The following is a 21751-nucleotide window of genomic DNA, read 5'->3' on the forward strand; positions in this document are numbered from 1 at the left end:
AGCCTCACGCCATGGTTGAAGCCGCTACGCCACCCGATCACCACCTGAGTGCCCTGTACCGCGAGCGTCGCAGCTGGCTGGAGAACTGGTTGCGCGGCCGTTTGGGCAATAGCTGGGATGCGGCCGACTTGAGCCAGGACACCTTCCTGCGGGTGTTGTCCAGCGCGCAAAAGCTCGAGGAGTTGCGTGAGCCACGCGCCTACCTGCTGACCGTGGGCAAGCGCCTGTTGAGCAACTTCTACAGCCGTCGCAGCCTGGAACAGGCCTATCTCGAGGCGTTGGCGCAGCTACCTGAAGAATGTGCGCCATCGCCAGAACAGCGCTGGCTGCTGTTGGAAACGCTGCAGGCACTGGACGAGCTGCTCGATGGCTTGCCACGCCTGGTACGCCGGGCATTCCTGTGGAGCCAGCTGCATGGCCTGGGCTATCGCGAGATCGCCGAGCGCCTCGAGGTGTCGGAACGCACGGTCAAACGCTACATGGCGCAAGCCTACGAGCATTGCCTGCTGGTGGACCTGTGATGCGTGCGGCGCCCAACGGCGAGGCGCTCGAGGTAGCGCGCGCGGCGGCTCGCTGGCTGGCGTTGCTGGAGTCGGGTACGGCCACCGAAGCAGACCATGCCCGCCTTGAACAGTGGCGCAACAGCTGCACCCGCCATGAAACCACCTGGCAGAAGGCGCAGTTGCTGCGTCAGCGCTTTTCCGGGCTGCCGCCAACCTTGGCGATGGCCTCGCTGGATCGCCCGGACCTTGGGCGGCGCACCGCCATCAAGCGCGCATTGGGCATTGCCGCCCTGTTGCCGGCCACCTGGTTGATCGGCCGGCAGTTGCCGGTGCAGGTGTGGATGGCCGATGTGCACACCGCCATCGGCGAACAGCAAACCCTGCAATTGGCCGACGGCAGCCTGCTGCAGCTGAACACCGACAGCGCGGTCAATGTCGACCTGGGCAAGCGCGAGCTGACCTTGGTGCGAGGGGAGATGGCGCTCAAGGTAAGTGGCAGTGCGCCGCTGACCCTTCACCTGCCTTACGGTCGGGTGATTGTCAGCCGCAGTGATGTTTGTGTGCGCCTCAATGACGGTGACTGCCAAATCGCAGTGGCCAGCGGTGCGGTGCAACTGCAACCCTTGCACGGCGCTGCGCTGCTTTTGCGCGAAGGCGAGCAGGTCCGTTTGAAGGCTGGCGGCGCGGGCCGGGTCGACAGCTTCGATGCTTCGCTGCCGGGGTGGCGAGAGGGCGTGCTAATCGGCCAGAACCAACCGTTGGGGGATTTCTTGCGCGAGCTGCGGCGTTTCCGCCCAGGGTTGTTGCGCTGGGACCCCGCGCTGGAAAACTTGCGGGTCATCGGCAGCTTCCGCCTCGACGACACCGACCGTGTGCTGTCGCTGCTGGCGGCCAGCCTGCCGCTGGAGGTGCATTCGCGCACGCGTTATTGGGTCACCTTGGTGCCGCGAAAAAATCGGGTGTAACCCATGTCCCTTTTTTTCGCCTCACCGGTCATTCCAGGCAAGTGAACTGAAAACGAGAACTTGCCCCCAATGTCCGTAGTCATGCCTTGCCGTTCTGGCCGTCAGTCTTTGCAGCGTGTGGGCCTGGTGCTGAGCCTGAGCGCCACCACGCTTTTTACCCCTGTCAGTTGGGCCGATGACGCCCCTCGGCGCAGCTATGAGGTGGCGGCCGGCAGCCTGGGCGCCGCGTTGACGCGTTTCGCCACGCAGTCGGGCGTCAACCTGTCGGTGAGCCCGGCCTTGGTGAATGGGCGCCACAGTGCCGGCCTGTCGGGCACTTACAGTGTCGAGGAAGGCTTTGCCCGCCTGCTGCAGGGCAGCGGTTTGCGCCTGCAGCCGGCGGGCGCCGACGGCTACACCCTGGTGCCGGTCAGCCAGGATTCCAGCGCCCTGGAAATTGCGCCAACCACCATCAACAGCGCTCACCTGGATGACGATGGCGAGCCGTATGCCGGTGGCCAGGTCGCTCGCCGTGGCTCACAGGGCCTGCTCGGTTCGCGTGACTTCATGGACACGCCGTTCAGCATGACCACCTACACCAGCCAGACAGTGAAGAACCTGCAGGCGCGAACCCTCAACGACCTGGTCGCCAGCGACCCTTCGGTGCGCGCCACCAACCCGGCAGGTGGGCGCTTCGAGCAGTTCACCATCCGTGGCCTGAGCCTGTTCAACAGCGATGTGTCCTACAACGGGCTGTATGGTGTGTTGCCCACCTATTCCATCGACATGGAAATGGCCGACCGCGTCGACATCCTCAAGGGGCCGAGCCAGCTGATCAACGGCATCTCGCCGCGGGGCAGCGTGGGCGGTGGCATCAACGTGGTGCCCAAGCGTGCGGGCGACAAGCCCCTGACCGAGTTCACCGGCAGCTATGCCTCCGACAGCCAGGTGGGCGGTGCCGTGGATATCGGCCGGCGCTTCGGTGAGGGCGACCAGTTCGGCCTGCGTTTCAACGCGGTGAAGCAGGCCGGCGACACCACCTGGGATCACCAGCGCGTCAACCGCGAAATGGCCGTGCTGGGCCTGGACTTTCGCGGTGAGCGGCTGCGCCTGTCCACCGACATCGGCCACACCCAGCGCGACACCGACGCCCCCCAGGAGCGGGTGCTGATCGGCGCCAATGCCAAGGTGCCGGACGCCAAGGATGTGCACCGCAACTATGCCCAGGCCTGGAGCAAGGCCCGCACCGAGGACACCTTCGGCGCGGTGAACGCCGAGTACGACCTGAGCGATTCGCTGCTGGCCTATGCTGCATTCGGTGCGCGCGAGAGCAACCATGATTTTCTGCGCCACAACGTGCCGGTCAGCAACGATGCCGGCGACTTCAGCGTCTTGCCCCGGGACTTCACCCGCGACGAGTCGGTGCGCACGGCCATGGCCGGGCTGCGCAACTGGTTCAGCACCGGCCCGGTCAGCCATGAGTTGAACCTGTCGGCGAGCTACTTCTACATGGACTTCACCAACGGCGGGGCGCGCTACGCGGCGGCGCCCAGCAACCTGTACAACCCGGTGGCCACTCCAACGCCCGGCCGGCCGACGCGCCAGGATGCCGAGGTGTACACCGAGAACCGTTTCACCGGCGTGGCGCTGGCCGATACCCTGGGCTTTTTCGACGACCGCCTGTTGCTCACCCTCGGCGCGCGCTGGCAGCGGGTCAAGGTCGACGACTGGAGCAACAATGTCAAAGGCGTCACCGCCTACGACGAGGAGAAGGTCTCGCCCTCGGGCGGCGTGGTGTTCAAGGTCAGCGAGCAGTTCTCGCTGTATGCCAGCTACATGGAGGGCCTGAGCCAAGGCAAGATCGCGCCGTCGACCTCGATCAACTCCGACGAGATCTTCGCGCCCTTCATCAGCCGCCAGGTGGAGGTGGGCGCCAAGTACGACCTGGGTACCTTCGGCCTGACCGCCAGTGCCTTTCGCATCAAGCAACCGGCCTACGAAACCAATGCCGCCACGCGGGTGTTCGGCCCCAATGGCAAGCGTGAGAACAAGGGCATCGAGCTGAATGTGTTCGGCGAGCCGCTCAAGGGCGTGCGCCTGCTCGGTGGGGTGATGTTCATCGACAGCGAGCTGACCGGCACCGTGGGTGGTGTTGCCGACGGCAACCGCGCCCCGGCCACGCCTGAATACAACGTCAGCCTCGGGGCCGAATGGGACGTGCCTGTGGTGCCGGGGCTGACCCTGACCACGCGGGGCATCCATTCCAGCTCGCAATACCTGGACCAGGCCAACAGCAAGAAGATCGATGGCTGGGAGCGCTTCGACCTGGGGGCGCGCTATGCCTTCAAGGTCTCGGACAAGGACGTCACCCTGCGTGCCAGCGTCGAGAACGTGCTGGATGACCAGTATTGGATTTCGGCGGGGGCGTCTGATGACAGCGAGCCGGGGTTGAGCTTGTCTACCCCGCGCACCTACCTGGTTTCGGCGACTGTCGGGTTCTGATCGCAGGCTTTTATTGCCATTGCAACCGAGCAGCCGCGTCCACATTGCGAATGCTCGGTTTACGCTGACGATTCCGAACGTTCCCATCCCTCACGCTGGTGAGGTCATTCAAACCCCTGGCGCGACAATTCACCGTCGAGCAATCGCAGGATCCCCAGCGGATTGCTGTTTTTCAGTGCAGGCGGCAGCAGTTCGTCAGGGTAGTTCTGGAAACACACCGGCCGCAGGAAGCGGTCAATGGCCAAGGTACCCACCGAAGTACCGCGGGCATCGGAAGTGGCGGGATAGGGACCGCCGTGCACCATGGCATCACAGACCTCGACCCCGGTCGGGTAGCCATTGAACAGCACCCGCCCGACTTTCTCCTGCAGCAACTCACCCAGCCAGCCCCAGCGCACCAGCTCGCCAGGCTCACCCATCAGGGTCGCCGTCAGTTGCCCGCGCAGGGCCTGGACGGCCGCCGCCAGTTGTTGCTCATCCTGCACTTCGATCAACACGGTCGCCGGGCCAAACACTTCTTCCTGCAACAGCGGGTCGCCTTCGAGCAGCAGGCTGACATCGGCCTGGAACAGCTGCGCCTGGGCCTGGCCTTCACCTTGCGCCGCACCGGCCAGGTGACGAATGCCCGGGTGCTCGAGCAGGTGCTGCAGGCCCTGGCGATAGCTGGCGAGGGTGCCGGCGTTGAGCATGGTTTGCGCCGGCTGGTCGGCCATGTGCGCCTTGAACTGTTCGATGAACGCGCTGAAGGCCGGCGAACGCAGGCCGAGGATCAGCCCGGGGTTGGTGCAGAACTGGCCGCAGCCCAGGGTCACCGAAGCGCTGAGCTCACGGGCGATGGTTGCGCCCCGTGCCTCCAGGGCTTGGGGCAACAGGATCACCGGGTTGATGCTGGACATCTCGGCGAACACCGGGATCGGCTGGGGGCGTTCGGCGGCCAGGCGGCACAGGGCATTGCCGCCCTTGAGCGAGCCGGTGAAGCCAACGGCCTGCACGGCGGGGTGCTTGACCAGCCATTCGCCCACGCCGCCCCCATAGATCATGTTGAACACGCCTGCCGGCATGCCGGTGCGTTCGGCGGCCCGCAGGATCGCGTCGGCGACCCATTCGGCCGTGGCCATATGGCCGCTGTGGGCCTTGAAGATCACCGGGCAGCCGGCGGCCAGCGCCGCAGCGGTGTCGCCGCCGGCGGTGGAGAAGGCCAGCGGGAAGTTGCTGGCGCCGAACACCGCCACCGGACCGACGCCGATGCGGTACTGGCGCAGGTCCGGGCGGGGCAGGGGCTGGCGCTCGGGCAGCGCACGGTCGATGCGCGCGCCATGGAAGTCGCCGCGGCGCAGCACCTTGGCGAACAGGCGCAGCTGGCCGCTGGTGCGGCCGCGTTCGCCCTGGATGCGGCCTGCGGGCAACGCGGTCTCGCGGCACACGGTAGCGACGAAGTCGTCGCCCAGTGCATCGAGTTCATCCGCGATGGCATCGAGAAACTGCGCGCGCTGATCGCAGCTCAGGTTGCGGTAGCGCGGGAACGCGGCGCTCGCCGCCTGGGCTGCGCCAGCCACTTCGGCCTCGGTGGCCTGGCTGAAGGCGTAGGGCAAGGCTTCGCCGGTGCTGGCATCGAGGCTGTACAGGCGAATGTCGCCTTGGGCCGAGCGCTGGCCGCCGATGTAGTTGTGGCCGAGGATGCGGGTCATGTAGGGCTCCGTAAGCAGGTTGAACAATGCATCAGGTAATGGCGCCGATCTGCCACGGCACGAATTCGTTCTGGCCGTAGCCGTGCTGCTCGCTCTTGCTGCGCTCGCCCGAGGCGATGGCGAGCATCAGGCGGTAGATGTGCTCGCCGCGTTCTTCGATGGTCATGCTGCCGTCGGCAATGCCGCCGCAGTTCACGTCCATGTCTTCTTCCTGGGTTTGCCACAGGCGGGTGTTGGTGGCCAGTTTGATCGACGGCGAAGGGGCGCAGCCGTAGGCCGAGCCACGGCCCGTGGTGAAGGCGATCAGGTTGGCGCCGCCGGCCACCTGGCCGGTGGCGGAAATCGGGTCGTAGCCGGGGGTGTCCATGAACACCAGGCCATGGGCGCGCACCGGTTCGGCGTACTCGTACACATCCACCAGGTCGCTGGAGCCGGCCTTGGCCACGGCGCCCAAGGACTTTTCGAGGATGGTGGTCAGGCCGCCGGCCTTGTTGCCGGCCGACGGGTTGTTGTTGAGTTCGGCGCCCATCCGCGCGCAGTAGGCCTCCCACCACTGGATGCGGGCGATGAGTTTTTCGCCAACCTGGCGGCTGACTGCGCGGCGCGTCAGCAGGTGTTCTGCGCCATAGATTTCCGGGGTTTCCGAAAGGATCGCGGTGCCCCCGGCCGCCACCAGGCGGTCCACGGCATTGCCCAGCGCCGGGTTGGCGGTGATGCCCGAATAGCCGTCCGAACCGCCGCATTGCAGGCCGACGGTGAGGTGGCGCACGCTGACCGGCTCGCGCTGCACGGCATTGGCTTGCGCCAGCAGTGATTCGACCTGGGCAATGCCGCTGGCGATGGTCTTCGAGGTGCCGCCGGTGCCCTGGATGGTGAAGGTGCGCAGGGTGTTGCAGCTTTGCAGGCCCTGGGCGGCGAGCAGGTCGGCAATCTGGTTGGTCTCGCAGCCGAGGCCGATCATCAGCACCGAATGGAAATTGGCATGCACGGCGTAGCCGCCGAGGGTGCGTTGCAGCATCGCCAGGGCTTCGCCGCCAGGGTCGACCGCGCAGCCGACGCCGTGGGTGAGGGCGACCACGCCGTCGATGTTGGGGTAGCCGGCCAGTGCCTGCGGGTGGATATCGCGGCGAAAGTGGTCGGCGATGGCGCGGGCCACGGTGGCCGAGCAGTTCACCGAAGTGAGGATGCCGATGTAGTTGCGGGTGGCGACCCGGCCATCGGCACGCACGATGCCCATGAAGGTGTCTTCAACCTGCGCTGTCGCGCCCTTGGCATCGACGCCGAAGGCGTAGTCGCGGCTGAAGTCGCCCATGGCCACATTGTGCACATGCACGTGCTCACCGGCCTCGATGTCGCGGCTGGCGAAGCCGATGATCTGGCCGTAGCGGCGCAGTGGCTGGCCCGCCGCGATGGCGCGGGCGGCAACCTTGTGCCCGGCCGGGATCGGCTCGCGCACGCGGATGCCTTCCGGTAGTTCCAGCCCTTCGCTCAGCGGCTGGCGGGCGATCAGCACATCGTCCAGCGGGTTCAGGCGGATCACGGCGAGGGCTGCGTTTTCGCGGCCTGTTGTTGTAATGAGTTGCATGGAGGTCACCTCAAAAAAGCAGCGCGGCTCAGGCCAGCCCGCGCTCGCGATAGTCGATCAGGCCGGAGAACAGCATCAGGCCGAAGGCCATGACCACGAAGAAGATCAGGGCCAGGAAGTAGGAACCGGTGAACTGCACGATCAGGCCGATCAGGATCGGCACCAGCACGCCGACCATGTTGCCGCAGAAGTTCATGCTGCCACCCAGCACGCCGGCCTTGGACTTGCCGCCAAGAATGGCCGGCAGGCACCAGTACATGCCGCACCAGCGGATGAAGAACAGCGCCACGCAGAGCAGGGCGATCACCCGGGTGGCATCGGCGGTGTAGGCCACCAGCAGGATGCACAGGGCGGCGACGGCGGCGGAGCCGGCAAACATGCTGCGCATCACGGTGTTGGGCTGGGCGCCGCTGGCTTTCCACTTGTCGGCGGCCCAGCCACCGACCAGTTCACCGACGAAACCGCACATGAAGATCAGGAAGGTCGCGCCGCCCATGGCCTTGATGTCGAGGTTGTGGGCCTGGTGCAGGTAGCTGGGCATCCAGGTCAGCAGGCCATAGAACACGCTGTTGTAGCAGGCGTAGCCGGCGAACATGCACAGCACCGAGCGGCTTTTGAGCAGCTCCTTGAGCACCGCCTTGCGGTTGGCGTTGGCCTGCGCCGCCGCCTCGTTGGCGCCGATGATGTAGTCGCGTTCGGCGGCATTGACCTGCGGGTGCTCGGCGGGGTGGTTGCGGATGTACCACCAGGCCCAGATGCCGACGATCACGGTGCCGACACCGGCGATGACGAAGGCGATGCGCCAGGAGTCGAACCAGGTGATCAGCCCGGCAATGATGATCGCGCCCAGGGCGGTGCCCAGCGGCGCGCCGCCGTCCACCAGGGTGGCGCCGCGGCCGCGTTCGTTGGGGGTCAGCCAGGCACCGTTGAGCTTGGCGCCGGCGGGCATGATCGGCGATTCGGCCACGCCCAGGCCGATGCGGGTGACCAGCAGGGTGATCCAGTTGTGGGCAAAGCCGCCCAGCGCCTGGAAGGCGCCCCAGCCAACGGTGGCGACGCCGATGATGTTGCGCACCTGGAAGCGGTCCAGGAGCATGCCGCTGGGGATCTGCATCAGCGCATAGGACCAGAAGAAGGCGCTGAGGATCAGCCCTTCCAGGGCCGGGGTCAGTTCGAATTCGCTGGAGATCAGCGGCAGGGCCACCGACAACGAGGCACGGTCGATGTAGTTGATTGCCGCCAGCAACAGCAGGATCAGGAAGATGCGCCAGCGCACGGTGGTGGGGCGGGCGCTGTCGGCCGAGGCCATGGCAGGCGCGCTGGCCTGCGGGTAGGGGCTGTTTTTCATGCTCATCTCACTTTTATGTTTGTTATGAAATGCCGAGGGTGGCGCTGCCCTGCGCCACCTGTGGGTCAGAGCGCTTTCACCGAACCTGGGGTAGCGGGCGCCGGGGCGATGGCCAGGCCATTGCGCAGCGGTGCGCCAAATTCGTTCAGGCTGATTTCAAATTCGTCACCGGCTTGGGTGCGCACCTGGTCGGCAAACGACAGGGTCGCGGTACCGAAGAAATGCACATGCACGTCGCCCGGGCGCAGGAACTGGGTGTACTTGAAATGGTGGTACTCAAGGTTCTCCAGCGAATGGCACATGTTGTCCTCGCCGCTGAGGAAGGCCTTTTCCCAGATCACCTCGCCGCCCCGGCGGATGCGGCTGATGCCATCGAGGTGGCGGGGCAGTTCGCCCACCCGCAGTTCCGGGCCGAAGGCGCAGCTGCGCAGCTTGGAGTGCGCCAGGTACAGGTAGTTGCGCCGCTCCATCACATGGTCGGAGAACTCGTTGCCTATGGCAAAACCCAGGCGCCAGGGCTGGCCGTCGTCGCCGATCACATACAGGCCGGCCAGCTCCGGCTCTTCGCCGGCGTCTTCGGCGAAGGCCGGGCTCTGGAGCGCCTGGCCTGGGCGCACGACGATGCTGCCGTCACCCTTGTAGAACCATTCCGGCTGCACACCGGCGTTGCCGGCCGGCGGGCGCCCACCGTCGATGCCCCACTGGAACATGCGCGCGGTGTCGGTCATGGCCGTCTGCTGCTCGGCTTTTTGCTGGTGCATCTTGTCGCGGGTCGAGGCGCTGCCCAGGTGGGTCAGGCCGGTGCCGCTGACCAGGCAGTGCGCCGGGTCTTCATGGTCCAGGGGAGGGAGGATGCGCTGTTCGGCCAAGGCCTGGGCATAGGACTCGCCACTGCTGGCCAGGCCGCGGGCGAGGACTTCTTCGACCAGGCCGTGGCCATTGCGGATCGCCGCCAGTGCCAGTTCGCGCATGTTGCTGCAGCCGCGGACCAACTGGATGTTATCGCCCTCGATCACGCCGACATGGCGTTGGGCAGTGGTGGATTCGAACTGGATCAGGCGCATGCTGGCTCCGGGTTGTTCTTGTGGGTAGACAGGTGAGGCTCACTTTAATTTTCCCGGCTGATGCTGCCTAATGAGACCTGTTGACCCCGTGATAACTTTTAGTGATCCCCTATGCTGCCATCCCTGAGTTCCATGGCTTCACGCCTGCGCCTGCGCCAGTTGCGCCTGTTGATCAGCCTCGATGAGCTGGGCTCGATCCACAAGGCTGCCGAGGCGATGTCGATTACCCAGCCCGGGGCCACCAAGGCGCTCAATGAAATCGAGAGCACCTTGGGCGCGGTGTTGTTCGAGCGCACCAGCAAGGGCCTGGAGGCCAATGACCTCGGGCGTTGCGTGCTGCGCTACGCGCGCCTGATCAACACCGACCTTGCGCACTTGCGCGAGGAGATGCTGGGCATTCTCCAGGGGCACGGCGGGCGTTTGTCGGTGGGCACCATCATGGGCGCGGTGCCGATGCTGGTGGAGGGCCTGGCCCGCTTGCGCCAGGAGCAGCCGGATTTGTCGGTTACCGTGGTGGAGGACACCAGCGAGCGTTTGCTCAGCCTGCTGGACCAGGGCCGGCTGGACCTGGTGGTCTGCCGGACCAGCGTCAGTCGGCGGCCGGATGCCTATGACAGCCGGGTCAAACACCAGGAGCAGTTGGTGCTGGTGGCCAACCCGCAGCACCCGCTGGCCGCCAGCCAAAGCCTGGCGTTGGATCAGCTGGCGGCCTCACGCTGGATCGTGTTCCCGGTGAACATGCCGATGCGGGTCACTTTGGAGCGCGAGTTTCGCGAGGCGGGGCTGAGTTTTCCGCAGTACCCGATCGAGACGTCCTCGACCTTCACCACCCTGGCCATGCTGCGCCAGGACGCCGGGCTGCTGGCCGTCATGCCGTGGGATGTGGCCAAGGTGGCCGTGGAGCATGGCATGGTGGTGCGGCTGCCATTGCTGATCAAATCCCGCAGCGAGCCCTATGAGGTAGTGACGCGCAAGGAGATAGAGTTGAGCAGGAATGCACAATTGTTGATTGATATCTTGATGGCGTGAGCTTCACGGCAAGTATCCGGACTTGTCAGCTTCGGTAATCGCTCGGATGACCCGGCAGGGTACGCCAGCGGCGATGACGCCAGCCGGTATATCCGAGGTGACGACACTCCCGGAACCGATGATCGATCCATCACCGATGGCCACCCCGGGGTTGATATGTACCCCTGCACCCACCCAGACGCGGTTGCCGATCCTCACTGGCCTGGCAAAGCAAGCCCCAGCTGCGCGTTCGGCAGGGTCGATGGCATGGTTGGAGGTGTAGATGCCCACGCGTGGGCCGAACAGCACATCGTCGCCGATGGTGATGCCACCGCCATCGAGCATGACGCAGTCGAAGTTGGCGTAGAAGTTGTTGCCGATGTGTATGTGCCGACCGAATTCGCAGCGAAAGGTCGGTTCGAAATGCACCGCGCTGCCGACGCTGCCCAGCAATTGCCGCAGGATGCCTTCGCGTTCGCTGGCAGGGCGGGAGAATGCGCCGTTGTACTGGTTCGTCAGCAGTACCGCGTGTTGGCGAGCGGCGACCAGTTCGGCTGTCAGGTCGTTGTACATCTTACCGGCACGGATACGGGCCAGCTGCGATTCGAGGTCAGGCATCTGTGATCAGTCAGGCAGGGAGAGTCATACACCCTACGCTCGCTGCCACTGTCATATCAACCGCGAATGCGCTCAGCCGGGCCCGGTGGCCAGGATGATCCTTCACCCTGGCCTGCGAACCCAGGATCAACGATTTTCGTCATCCTGATCCTTGCCGGCATCGTTGCCTTCCCAGTCCGCTGAGTCCGGGTCCATGCGTTGCTTGCGTTCCTCGTCCGTCATGTCTGAAGAGGCGCGTCCTCCCTGGGCCCCTCGCTGTCCTTCTTCAGCGCTGCGCTGTGGATCCTGAGTTGTCGTTTGGCGCGAGGCTTCGCCGCCACCCGGCCCGTGCTCAGTACTGCGCTGCTGGTCCTTGCCTGCGTCACCGCCCGGAACCCCACCGCTTTGGCGCTTATCTTCCCAGGCCTTGTCCTGATGTTCAGGAGTGCCCGGCGTGCTGCCACCCTGATGCCCACCGCTGCCTTGATTGTTAGCCATGATCATTACCTCAGGTCGATTGCACACAGAAGGTGTGTAACGTATCGACGTCGGCTGGATCGGGATGGCTGCGCAAATTTTTCAAATGCCAGACCAAATACGCGAAACAATCGGGTGTGAATGGATTGCGTCGTGTAGATATCCAGGCCCAAGGCAGTGCTGGCCGCGCTCAAAAGTCGACGCTGGCCGACAACCGCAGAACACGCGGCGTGCCCTGGGTCAGGTAGTGAACCGTCAATGAGGAAGCCGGCTGTGACTGCATGGCCGGCCTGCGGCCTGGCGCCACGTTTTCAGCAGGTCCAGCCGGCTTGTACAGCTATGGCCTGTGGCGCAGGGCCTCGACAAACAAGGTAAAGGCGGCGCTGGGGTGCCTTCGGCTGGGGTAGTACAAGCAATAGGGCTCGAATGTCTTGCGCCAGTCGGGCAAAACCTCGCTGAGCTGGCCGTTACCCAGGGCATCGTGCACATAGGCCAAGGGCAGATAGGCCAGCCCCAACCCATGCAGGGCGGCATCGCGTGCCGACCAGAGACTGTTACTGACGAACTGGCCTGTCACCCTGACGCGCTGCTCCCGGCCCGCTTTGGTGAAGAGCCAGGCGAAATGCTCGCCATGGGTGGGCAGGCGCAGGTTGATGCAGGCGTGCTCAGTCAGGTCGCGAGGATGCCTGGGCTGTTGCCGTTGCGCCAGGTAAGTCGGCGAGCCGACCACGGCCATGGCGTGCGGCGGGCTGATGTTCACCGCAATCATGTCCTTGGCCACCAGGGCGCCTCGACGCACACCGGCATCGTAGCGGCCACTGACGATATCGGTCATGCCGTAGTCGACGGTGAGCTCGACATTGATGTCCGGGTACTGCGGCAGGAAGCGGCTCAACACCGGTTGCAGCACGCTCTGCACGGCGTATTCATCCGCCGTGATGCGGATCGTCCCGGAGGGCTTGTCACGCAGCTCGGTGACCTGTTCCAGCCCCGCTTGAATCTGGCCCACCGCCGGCCCGATCAGCAACAGCAGGCGCTCGCCTGCCGGGGTCACGGCAACGCTGCGCGTGGTGCGTGCGAACAGCGGCAGGCCGAGGCTCTCCTCCAGCCCACGGATCACTTGGCTCAGGGCTGATTGCGAGATGCCCAGGCGGGCAGCCGCGCGAGTGAAACTGGCCTCTTGCGCTACTGCGAGAAACGCCTCCAGGTCCCGTAGCCGACGTGCCTGCATTTATCAAACCTGCTTATGACTGAATCCTGATTTTGCTGGATTATAAATCAACGCCTCACGGCTTACCTTGGTGACAGTTCGGCGTTGGCCGAAAGACCGGATTGCCCGTTCATCATCATTGCGAGGACTCAGCCATGAGCCACACCATCGAAACCATCCAGTTCCGCAACCCCGGCATGGCCTGGGCCATCGCCGCGGATATCCATTTCCCCCCTCACTTCGACACGCACAGCCAGTACCCCGCCATCATCAGCGCCCATCCGATCGGCAGTTGCAAGGAGCAGACCGCCGGCAATGTCTATGGCGCGGCCCTGGCCAAGGCAGGCTTTGTGGTGATCGCTTTCGATGCCAGCTACCAGGGCGCGAGCGGCGGTGAGCCGCGTTACATCGAGGAGCCGGGGCAGCGGGTGGAAGACTTTCGCCAGGTGGTCGATTACCTGGTGACACTGCCCTATGTCGACAGCAGCCGTATCGGCGTGCTGGGCATCTGCGGCGGCGGTGGCTATGCCATCAGTGCCGCCAAGTCCGAACGGCGCATCAAGGCCGTGGTCAGCATCACCGGCGTCAATTTCGGGCGCCTCAGCCGTGAAGGCTTTGCCGGCTACGACCCCATTGGCACGCTGGAGGCCATCGCCGAGCAAAGGACGGTCGAAGTGCGTGGTGGCCAGGCCCGCGTGGATGATGTGCTGCCGCCTTCGGTGGAGGTGGCCATGCAAGCCGGCATCAACGATATCGATATCCTGGAAGCGACCGACTACTACAAGACCGCGCGTGGCCATGCCGAGCACGGGCCGACCCGCATCCTGTTTTCGCGCCGCGCGGCGGCCGTGGACTGGGATGCCTTCCATTTGGCCGAAGTGCTGTTGACCCAACCGTTGCTGGTGGTCATCGGTGACAAGCCCGGCGGCTTCGGTGCCTATCGTGACGGCCAGGAAATCTACGGCCGCGCCGCGTCGAAGGACAAGGAGCTGCTGGTCCTGCCCAATACCTCGCATTACGAGCTTTACGACCAGCCAGAGGCGACGGGCAATGCCTTGGCCCGGGTGCTGCCATTCTTCAAGCAGCATCTGTCTGCCTGACGCAGGCGACCGGCGCAGGGTGATTGCCGATCCGAGGCTGCCTCGGGTTGGCACCCTGCAAAGCCCGGGCATTGGACCTTTTCAGGAGATGCGACGCCGGTAGACTCGGCCTGCCCACCCATGGACGCGAGTGCAAACAGACCATGCCTGATCAGGCCTTTGACTACCAACCCGTATTGCAAGGAGTTTCGCTAAGACTCGAGTCGCTCACCAGGCTTCACTTCGAGGCGATGCTGCTTGCCGCCAGCGACCCGTTGATCTGGGCAGGGCACCCCTCTGCGGACCGCTACAAGCCTGAGGTCTTCGAGCCCTATCTCGAGACACTGCTGGCCACTGGAAAGGCGCTTGCCGTGATCGATGTTCGACAAGGGACAGTGATCGGTGGGTCCAGTTACTACACGCCACCGGATCAACTGGACGGCATCGCCATCGGTTTCACCTTCCTGGTGAGGGCGCACTGGGGAGGTGCCAGCAATCGTGAACTCAAGGGGCTGATGCTCGAGCACGCATTCAAGCGCCATGACAGGGTGTTCTTCCACATCGCACCGACCAACATACGGTCGCAAAAGGCCACGTTGAAACTGGGTGCCGAGCATCTCTACGATGCGCAACTCAACCTTTCAGGCGCGTCAAGGCTGTGGAAGTGCTATGCACTCACGCGCGCCAGGTGGGCGCATCGCTGAGTGGGCTGGGGGCACTGCGAACGCTCAGGTCAGCGCTGGCTTAGTCTTCGGTTCAACGCGCCGCCCTGAGCCGTCGCCACAACGTGGTCCGGCTGATGCCGAGCTGGCGCGCCGCTTCGTCGAGATTGCCCTGGCAGCTGTCCAGGGTTTCCTGCACATGGCGCAGCTGGGCGGCCTTGCCGACGCTGTGCAGGTCCGACGCCCGGGAGGGCCTGGCACGGCGGGTTGGCGCACCGCCTTCGCACAGCTCGGGCAGCACCCGCGCCAGGTACTGTTCGTCCACGCCATGCTCCCCCAGCAGCTCGCGGGCCGAGAGCATCGCGCGCTCGATCACGTTCTCCAGCTCGCGCACATTGCCCGGCCAGCCATGGCGCGTCAGGTAGGGCAGCAGGGCGCCTGGCACGTCCGCCGCGCCCGGCGGCTGGCCCTGGACCAGCAGGCGCTGGCTGATGCCCCGGCAGATCAGGGCAATATCCTCGGGGCGCTCGCGCAAGGGGGTGGTCTGCAGGCGCAGGATATTGAGCCGGTAATACAGGTCGGTGCGGAAGTCGCCATCCTCTATCGCGGTGCGCAGGTCCTGGTGGGTGGCGGCGATGATGCGCACATCGATCGCGATCGGCTCGGTGGCGCCCAGGCGCAGTACCTCGCGCTCCTGCAGCACACGCAGCAAGCGTGTCTGCAGCGACACGGGCATGTCACCGATCTCGTCGAGAAACAATGTGCCGCGGTGCGCCACTTCGAACAGGCCAGGCTTGCCGCCCTTGCGCGAACCGCTGAAGGCGCCTTCCTCGTAGCCGAACAGTTCGCTTTCCAGCAATGACTCCGGGAACGCCGCGCAGTTGATGGCGACGAAGGGGCCTTGCCGGCGCGGGCTCTCGTTGTGGATGCCCTGGGCCAGCAACTCTTTGCCGGTGCCGCTTTCACCGGTGATCAGGATGGTTGAGTGGCTGGCGGCGAAACGCCTGGCCAACTGCAGCATGTCGCGATGGGCCCGGCTGTTGCCGTCGAGCTGTTCGAGCCGGTAGCGGGCAGTGAAGGCGCCGGGGCGGCGGGTGGAGCGGATGCGTTGGTCCGCCCGCTGCACGGCTGTGGTGTCCTGGCAGGTCAGGACCAGGCCGGTGCGCTGGCCGTTCTCGAGGATTGGCAGCAGGTTGCTGACCACGGCATGGGAGCCGAGCCGGATTACTCGGTTTTCTTCGCTACCCTCTGCAAATGCCTGCTGCAGGTCCAGTTCCGGGCACAGCTGCTGCAGCGGACGGCCCAGCGCCGCGCTGAGCGGCAAGTCCAGCAGGTGGGCCAGGGCCGGATTGAGCGACTGCACCACGCCCTGGTTGTCGACCGCCGCCACGCCGGTGGGGATGTGTTGCAGCACGGCGTTCAAGTGCCGGCGCTTGGCGATCTCGATACGTTGGCTGTCGAGGATGCCCAGGGCCTCTTCGAGCGCCTTGCGCACAGTGTCTTCGCTCAGTGAAAGCACGCCGTGCAGGCCTGCCTGTTCGGCCAGTTCCACCACTGTCGAGGAACCGATGATGCTGCGACACCCCAGCCGGGCGGCCTGTTCGACCGCTTGGCGCGCTTCTTCCAGGGAGGTGTAGGCGGCCTGGTGAACCTGCACCGTGAACAGCGCGGCCATGGCCTTAAGGCCCTGGTCGATGCGGTTGTAACTGAGCAAGGCCACTTGCGAGGCATGCTCGCGCGCCTGCCCCAGCGCCCGCAGCAGGTCATCGCCACCCACGCGCATCGTCAGTACCGGGCGCGCCAGGTGCTTGCGCAGGTAGGCGGCAGTGGCCCCGGCGCAGATGAACACGTCGGCTTCACCGCGCAACTCCAGTTCGCGGGCGACTTGCAGCGCCTCGGTCACCGAGGTGTCGAGCACTTCAATGTGGGTGTCGGGGTAGTCCGTGGCAAGCGCGGCCACCATATGGGCGAGGCGGCTGCGTTGCCGGGGGCGCTGCAGGTGGCTGATCAGCACGACGACCTGGGACGTGGGGGAGTGCATGGTGGCGCCTGTTCAAAAATGAAGTGTTTCCATCGTGAACTAATTTGTTTCACATATGCAATAAGGCGCCTCGTCAGCCCTTCCCATAAAGCGCTGAAAGCCAGGTGTGACGGGCTCTGCAGGTGTTCTTGGCAAAGTTGGCCCGGGCGTTGCTCTAGCTGACCTGCCCACTTGAAACCGAAGGCAGGACCCTTGATTCATGAGCAGTTCCTCTACGACTTGTCCGGCAGGCGACACGCTCGCGGTCGCGACCGATGAGCAGCGCCTTGTCGACTTCATCCGTGATCAGGCAACGGCAACGCGCGTTGTGATTCAGGCCCGCAAGCGCCTGAGCGGTGGTGCCATCCAGGAAAACTGGCTGCTCGATCTGCTGGTCGAGGGCGGCCCCTGGGCCGGTGCCCGGCGCTGGGTGTTGCGCAGCGACGCGCTGTCGGCGCTGCCGGCCAGCCTCGACCGCGCCCAGGAGTTCGCGGTGTTGCAGGTGGCCCATCGGGCCGGGGTGAAAGTGCCGCGCCCGCTCTGGCTGTGTCGCGATACACAGGTCCATGGGCGGCTGTTCTTCCTGATGGAGTATGTGCCGGGTGTCGCTGCCGGGCGGCTGCTTAGCGCAGGGGCGGGCGCCCAGGGCCAGGCCCGGCTGGCGGAACAGCTCGGGGACAACCTGGCGCGCCTGCATCAGATCCGCCCGCCGAGTGCGGCATTGGACTTTTTGCCCGTGCCGGAGCGTTCGCCAGCGTTGGCCACGGTCGATGCCTACCGTCGTTACCTCGACACCCTCGACGATGCCTATCCGGCACTGGAGTGGGGCCTGCGCTGGTGCGAGCTGCATGCCCCGCGCGACAGCCGTCTGTGCCTGCTGCACCGCGACTACCGCACCGGCAACTACCTGGCCAGCGAGCAGGGGCTGGAGGCGGTACTGGACTGGGAGTTCACCGGCTGGGGCGACCCTTACGAGGACCTGGGCTGGTTCACCGCCCCCTGCTGGCGTTTCACCCGCCCTGACCTGGAAGCCGGCGGCATCGGCCAGCTGGCGGACTTCCTGCGTGGCTACCACCAGGTATCGCCACTGTGGATCGAGCCCGGCCAACTGCGTTACTGGCAGGTCATGGCGACCCTGCGCTGGGCGGTGATCGCCCTGCAGCAGGGGCAGCGCCACCTGTCCGGCGAAGAGCCTTCCCTGGAGCTGGCACTGACTGCGCGCCTGCTGCCCGAGCTTGAACTCGACATCCTGAACATGACCGGAGCCGATGCGCCATGACCCAGCCGCACGCCCATCAACTCCTCGAGATTGCCCGCCAGACCTTGCTGGAGCAGGTATTGCCGGCGCTGCCCGGCGAGCTGCGCTACCCGACGCTGATGATCGCCAACGCCATGGCCATCGCCGCCCGGGAAAACCGCCTGGACGCCGTCGTCAGCCTCCAGGAGCAGACGCGCCTGGCCGCGCTGAACGATGCCCCCGCCCCGTCATTGCAGGATGCCCGCAGCCAGCTGGCGCGGGCGATTCGCCAGGGGCGCCATGACGCCCCGCACAGCGCTCGCGCCCTGGTCGAGACGCTGCGCCAGGTGACGCTCCACCGGCTGGCGATCAGCAACCCCAAGGCCGTGCGCTGAGCGCGGCGAGCCCTTGTTTCAAGACCGACACGTACGAAGAAGGAAACCCATGAACTTCGCGCTCCCAGACGAACTGCTCGAACTGCAGGCCAGAACCCGCACTTTCATTGCCGAACAGGTCATCCCGTTCGAAAACGACCCCCGCCAGGATGGCCACGGCCCCAGCGACGCCCTGCGCCGGGACCTGCAGGCCAGCGCCCAGGCCGCAGGCCTGCTGACGCCCCACGCCAGCCGCGAAATGGGTGGGCTGGGCCTGAGCCACGCGGCCAAGGCCATCGTTTTCGAAGAGGCCGGTTATTCGCCCCTGGGCCCGGTGGCGCTGAACATCCATGCCCCGGACGAAGGCAATATCCACCTGATGGACGTGGTGGCCACCGAAGCGCAGAAGGACCGCTGGCTGCGGCCTTTGGTCCAGGGGCACGTACGTTCGTGCTTCGCCATGACCGAGCCGGCGCCGGGCTCGGGGTCCGATCCGTCGATGCTGCGCACCACCGCCACCCGCGATGGCGACGACTACCTGATCAACGGCCGCAAATGGTTGATCACCGGGGCCGACGGTGCCGGGTTCGCCATCATCATGGCGCGCATGGAGGATGGCTCGGCGACCATGTTCCTGTCCGACATGCAGCGCGAAGGGATCATCCACGAGCGCCAGCTCGATACCCTGGACAGCTGCTTCACCGGTGGCCACGGGCAGCTTCGCTTCGACAACCTGCGGGTACCGGCCAGCGATGTGCTGGGCGAGATCGGCAAGGGCTTCCGCTATGCCCAGGTGCGCCTGGCACCGGCGCGCCTGACCCACTGCATGCGCTGGCTCGGCGCCGCGCGACGGGCCCATGACATCGCCCGTGACTACGCCCGCACCCGCGACGCGTTCGGCAAGCCGCTGGGCGAGCACCAGGGCGTGGGCTTCATGCTGGCCGACAACCTGATGGACCTGCATGTGGTACGCCTGGCGGTGTGGCACTGCGCCTGGGTGCTCGACCAGGGCCAGCGTGCCAATGTCGATTCGAGCATGGCCAAGGTGATCAGTGCCGAGGCGCTGTGGCGGGTGGTCGATCGCTGCGTGCAGGTGCTGGGCGGGCGCGGGGTGACCGGGGAGACCGTGGTGGAGCGCATCTTCCGCGACATTCGCCCGTTCCGCATCTATGACGGCCCGAGCGAAGTGCACCGCATGAGCCTGGCGAAGAAACTCCTCGACCAACGCCCGGGAGCCCACTGATGCAGCCGACCCTTGCCCAACTGTTCGCCCTTGATGGCCGCCGCGCCCTGGTGACCGGCGCCTCCAGCGGCCTCGGCCGACATTTCGCCACCACCCTGGCGGCGGCCGGTGCCGAGGTGGTGGTGACGGCCAGGCGCCTGGCGCCGCTGCAGAGCCTGGTCGAGGCCATCGAGCTGGCCGGTGGTCGCGCCCGGGCGCTGGCCCTGGATGTGACCTGCCGCGACGATGTGTGCCGGGTGCTCGACGCCGCTGGCCCGCTGGATGTGCTGGTCAACAACGCCGGGGTGAGCGACAGCCAGCCGCTGCTGGCCTGTGACGACCAGAGCTGGGACCGAGTGCTCGACACCAACCTCAAGGGCGCCTGGACCGTCGCCCAGGAGTGCGCCCGGCGGATGGTCGCCGCGGGGCAGGGCGGCAGCCTGATCAATGTCACCTCGATCCTCGCCAGCCGCGTGGCCGGCGCCGTCGGCCCTTATCTGGCGGCCAAGGCCGGGCTTGCCCACCTGACCCGCGCCATGGCCCTGGAACTGGCGCGCCATGGTATCCGGGTCAACGCCCTGGCGCCGGGCTACGTGATGACCGAACTCAACGATGCGTTCCTGGCCGGCGAGGCCGGGGACAAGCTGCGCGCGCGTATCCCCAGCCGGCGCTTCAGCCAGCCGCAGGACCTGGACGGCGCCTTGCTGTTGCTGGCCAGCGATGCCGGGCGGGCCATGAGCGGCACCGAGATCGTGGTCGATGGCGGGCATCTGTGCAGCAGCCTGTGATCTGACGCCGACGCAAGCCTGAGGCGAGAACAACAATAAGCAGGAGATGTGTATGTACTTTCAATGCCTGGATGACCCGTCAGTGAGGTGGCAGTGATGATTCACCCAACCTTCGAGCATGAGCTTGCCCCCAACGAAGCCAACCATGTGCCCCTTTCACCCTTGTCGTTCCTCAAGCGCGCCGCCCAGGTGTACCCGCAGCGTGATGCCGTGGTCTATGGCGAGCGGCGCTACAGCTACCAGCAGCTGCACCAGCGCAGCCGCGCCCTGGCCAGTGCGCTGGAGCGGGTGGGTGTGCAGCCGGGCGAGCGGGTGGCGATCCTGGCGCCGAACATCCCCGAGATGCTCGAGGCGCACTATGGCGTGCCGGGCGCGGGGGCCGTGCTGGTGTGCATCAATATCCGCCTGGAAGCGCGCAGCATCGCCTTCATCCTGCGCCATTGCGCGGCCAGGGTGCTGATCTGCGACCGTGAGTTCGGCGCGGTGGTGCAACAGGCACTGGCCATGCTCGACACACCGCCGCTGCTGGTGGCTATCGACGATGACGCGGCCGAGCCGGGCGAGCTGGCCGATGACCTTGACTACGAGGCGTTCCTGGCCCAGGGCGACCCGGCCAGGCCGCTGAGCGCGCCACAAAATGAATGGCAGTCGATTGCCATCAACTACACCTCCGGCACCACCGGCGACCCCAAGGGGGTGGTGCTGCATCACCGCGGCGCCTACCTCAATGCCTGCGCCGGGGCGCTGATCTTCCAGCTGGGGCCACGCAGCGTCTACCTGTGGACCTTGCCGATGTTCCACTGCAACGGCTGGAGTCACACCTGGGCGGTGACCCTGTCCGGTGGCACCCATGTGTGCCTGCGCAAGGTCCAGCCCGAGGCGATCCACGCGGCGATCGCCGTGCATGGCGTGACCCATTTGAGCGCCGCGCCGGTGGTGATGTCGATGCTGATCCACGCGCAGCACGCCGGCGCGCCGAGCGGGCCGGTATCGGTGATCACCGGCGGCGCCGCGCCACCCAGCGCGGTGATCGCCGCCATGGAGGCCCGCGGCTTCAGCATCACCCACGCCTACGGCATGACCGAGAGCTACGGCCCCAGCACCTTGTGCCTGTGGCAGCCGGGCGTCGACGAACTGCCCCTGGAGGCCCGCGCCCGGTTCATGAGCCGCCAGGGCGTCGCCCACCCGATGTTGGAGGAGGCCACGGTGCTGGATACCGACAGCGGTCGGCCGGTGCCGGCCGACGGCCTCACCCTGGGGGAGCTGGTGGTGCGCGGCAACACAGTGATGAAAGGCTACCTGGACAACCCCGAGGCCTGTTGGCGCTGATGGAAAATTGACCCACCCTGCCGATTGAAATTTGACCCAGGGCGGATTGCTGATTTTGTTACCAGCAACTGTGGATAAGTCTACCAGCGCAGCTGCTGTTGCCCCCACTCCTTC

Annotated in this window: 18 protein-coding genes and 1 pseudogene; 11 read left to right on the forward strand and 8 right to left on the reverse strand. The window is 65.8% G+C overall.

Going from position 1 to position 21751, the window contains the following annotated elements:
• Positions 1-11 precede the first annotated feature (11 nt).
• The 3 genes from L6D77_RS16840 (at position 12) to L6D77_RS16850 (ending at position 3949) form a co-directional block, all read left to right on the forward strand.
• On the forward strand, positions 12-521 hold the full coding sequence (locus L6D77_RS16840; protein ID WP_232885434.1) for a sigma-70 family RNA polymerase sigma factor: 510 nt from the start codon (positions 12-14) through the stop codon (positions 519-521).
• Positions 521-1468, forward strand: a complete 948-nt coding sequence (locus tag L6D77_RS16845) for a FecR domain-containing protein (RefSeq protein WP_232885435.1) — start codon at positions 521-523, stop codon at positions 1466-1468. Before L6D77_RS16840 ends, L6D77_RS16845 begins: the two co-directional genes overlap by 1 nt.
• Before the next feature lie 69 nt (positions 1469-1537).
• The gene (locus L6D77_RS16850) at positions 1538-3949 is read left to right on the forward strand and encodes a TonB-dependent receptor (RefSeq protein WP_232885436.1); all 2412 of its coding nucleotides are present in this window, start codon (positions 1538-1540) and stop codon (positions 3947-3949) included.
• 104 nt (positions 3950-4053) lie between these two features.
• Here L6D77_RS16850 and L6D77_RS16855 read toward each other — a convergent pair whose 3' ends face one another.
• The 4 genes from L6D77_RS16855 to araD1 all read right to left on the reverse strand — a co-directional run bounded on the left by L6D77_RS16855 (position 4054) and on the right by araD1 (position 9634).
• Positions 4054-5637, reverse strand: a complete 1584-nt coding sequence (locus L6D77_RS16855) for an aldehyde dehydrogenase (NADP(+)) (RefSeq protein WP_232885437.1) — start codon at positions 5635-5637, stop codon at positions 4054-4056.
• Between the two features lie 31 nt (positions 5638-5668).
• Complete coding sequence (locus L6D77_RS16860) at positions 5669-7222, reverse strand: UxaA family hydrolase (RefSeq protein ID WP_232885438.1); 1554 nt, start codon at positions 7220-7222, stop codon at positions 5669-5671.
• 28 nt (positions 7223-7250) lie between these two features.
• Complete coding sequence (locus L6D77_RS16865) at positions 7251-8570, reverse strand: MFS transporter (protein ID WP_232885439.1); 1320 nt, start codon at positions 8568-8570, stop codon at positions 7251-7253.
• 65 nt (positions 8571-8635) lie between these two features.
• Complete coding sequence (araD1, locus tag L6D77_RS16870) at positions 8636-9634, reverse strand: AraD1 family protein (protein ID WP_232885440.1); 999 nt, start codon at positions 9632-9634, stop codon at positions 8636-8638.
• 111 nt (positions 9635-9745) lie between these two features.
• Between araD1 and L6D77_RS16875 the strand changes: the two genes are divergently transcribed.
• Positions 9746-10663, forward strand: coding sequence for a LysR family transcriptional regulator (locus L6D77_RS16875; RefSeq protein WP_232885441.1), 918 nt, complete (start codon positions 9746-9748; stop codon positions 10661-10663).
• 3 nt (positions 10664-10666) lie between these two features.
• On the opposite strand, the gene L6D77_RS16880 is transcribed toward L6D77_RS16875, so the two are convergent.
• The 3 genes from L6D77_RS16880 to L6D77_RS16890 all read right to left on the reverse strand — a co-directional run bounded on the left by L6D77_RS16880 (position 10667) and on the right by L6D77_RS16890 (position 12947).
• A complete protein-coding gene (locus L6D77_RS16880) occupies positions 10667-11260 on the reverse strand; it encodes a sugar O-acetyltransferase (protein WP_232885442.1) in 594 nt (197 codons plus the stop codon).
• 126 nt (positions 11261-11386) lie between these two features.
• Positions 11387-11737, reverse strand: a complete 351-nt coding sequence (locus L6D77_RS16885; RefSeq protein ID WP_232885443.1) for a hypothetical protein — start codon at positions 11735-11737, stop codon at positions 11387-11389.
• Between the two features lie 316 nt (positions 11738-12053).
• Positions 12054-12947: a LysR family transcriptional regulator gene (locus L6D77_RS16890; protein ID WP_232885444.1), complete on the reverse strand. Its 894-nt coding sequence runs from the start codon at positions 12945-12947 to the stop codon at positions 12054-12056.
• Positions 12948-13081: 134 nt separating this feature from the next.
• Between L6D77_RS16890 and L6D77_RS16895 the strand changes: the two genes are divergently transcribed.
• Positions 13082-14026 carry an alpha/beta hydrolase gene (locus tag L6D77_RS16895; RefSeq protein WP_232885445.1) on the forward strand — a complete coding sequence of 315 codons (945 nt, stop codon included), beginning with the start codon at positions 13082-13084 and terminating at the stop codon, positions 14024-14026.
• A 143-nt stretch (positions 14027-14169) separates the two neighbouring features.
• Complete coding sequence (locus L6D77_RS16900) at positions 14170-14709, forward strand: GNAT family N-acetyltransferase (RefSeq protein ID WP_232885446.1); 540 nt, start codon at positions 14170-14172, stop codon at positions 14707-14709.
• 52 nt (positions 14710-14761) lie between these two features.
• On the opposite strand, the gene prpR is transcribed toward L6D77_RS16900, so the two are convergent.
• Positions 14762-16708, reverse strand: coding sequence for a propionate catabolism operon regulatory protein PrpR (prpR, locus tag L6D77_RS16905; RefSeq protein ID WP_232885447.1), 1947 nt, complete (start codon positions 16706-16708; stop codon positions 14762-14764).
• Between the two features lie 199 nt (positions 16709-16907).
• On the opposite strand from prpR, the gene L6D77_RS16910 reads away from it, so the two are divergent.
• From L6D77_RS16910 to L6D77_RS16930, 5 genes and pseudogenes are all read left to right on the forward strand, one after another.
• Positions 16908-17966, forward strand: coding sequence for a phosphotransferase family protein (locus tag L6D77_RS16910; RefSeq protein ID WP_232885448.1), 1059 nt, complete (start codon positions 16908-16910; stop codon positions 17964-17966).
• Positions 17963-18319 (forward strand): DUF6285 domain-containing protein, encoded by a 357-nt coding sequence (locus L6D77_RS16915; RefSeq protein ID WP_232885449.1) that lies wholly within the window; start codon positions 17963-17965, stop codon positions 18317-18319. Before L6D77_RS16910 ends, L6D77_RS16915 begins: the two co-directional genes overlap by 4 nt.
• A 49-nt stretch (positions 18320-18368) precedes the next feature.
• Positions 18369-19541, forward strand: coding sequence for an acyl-CoA dehydrogenase family protein (locus tag L6D77_RS16920; protein ID WP_232885450.1), 1173 nt, complete (start codon positions 18369-18371; stop codon positions 19539-19541).
• Positions 19541-20308, forward strand: coding sequence for an SDR family NAD(P)-dependent oxidoreductase (locus L6D77_RS16925; protein WP_232885451.1), 768 nt, complete (start codon positions 19541-19543; stop codon positions 20306-20308). The genes L6D77_RS16920 and L6D77_RS16925 overlap by 1 nt, the downstream gene beginning before the upstream one ends.
• Before the next feature lie 96 nt (positions 20309-20404).
• Positions 20405-21625 (forward strand): annotated as a pseudogene (locus L6D77_RS16930) (AMP-binding protein); the annotation flags it as partial.
• Positions 21626-21751 lie beyond the last annotated feature (126 nt).

This window comes from Pseudomonas parasichuanensis, assembly GCF_021601385.1.
GTDB lineage: Bacteria > Pseudomonadota > Gammaproteobacteria > Pseudomonadales > Pseudomonadaceae > Aquipseudomonas > Aquipseudomonas parasichuanensis.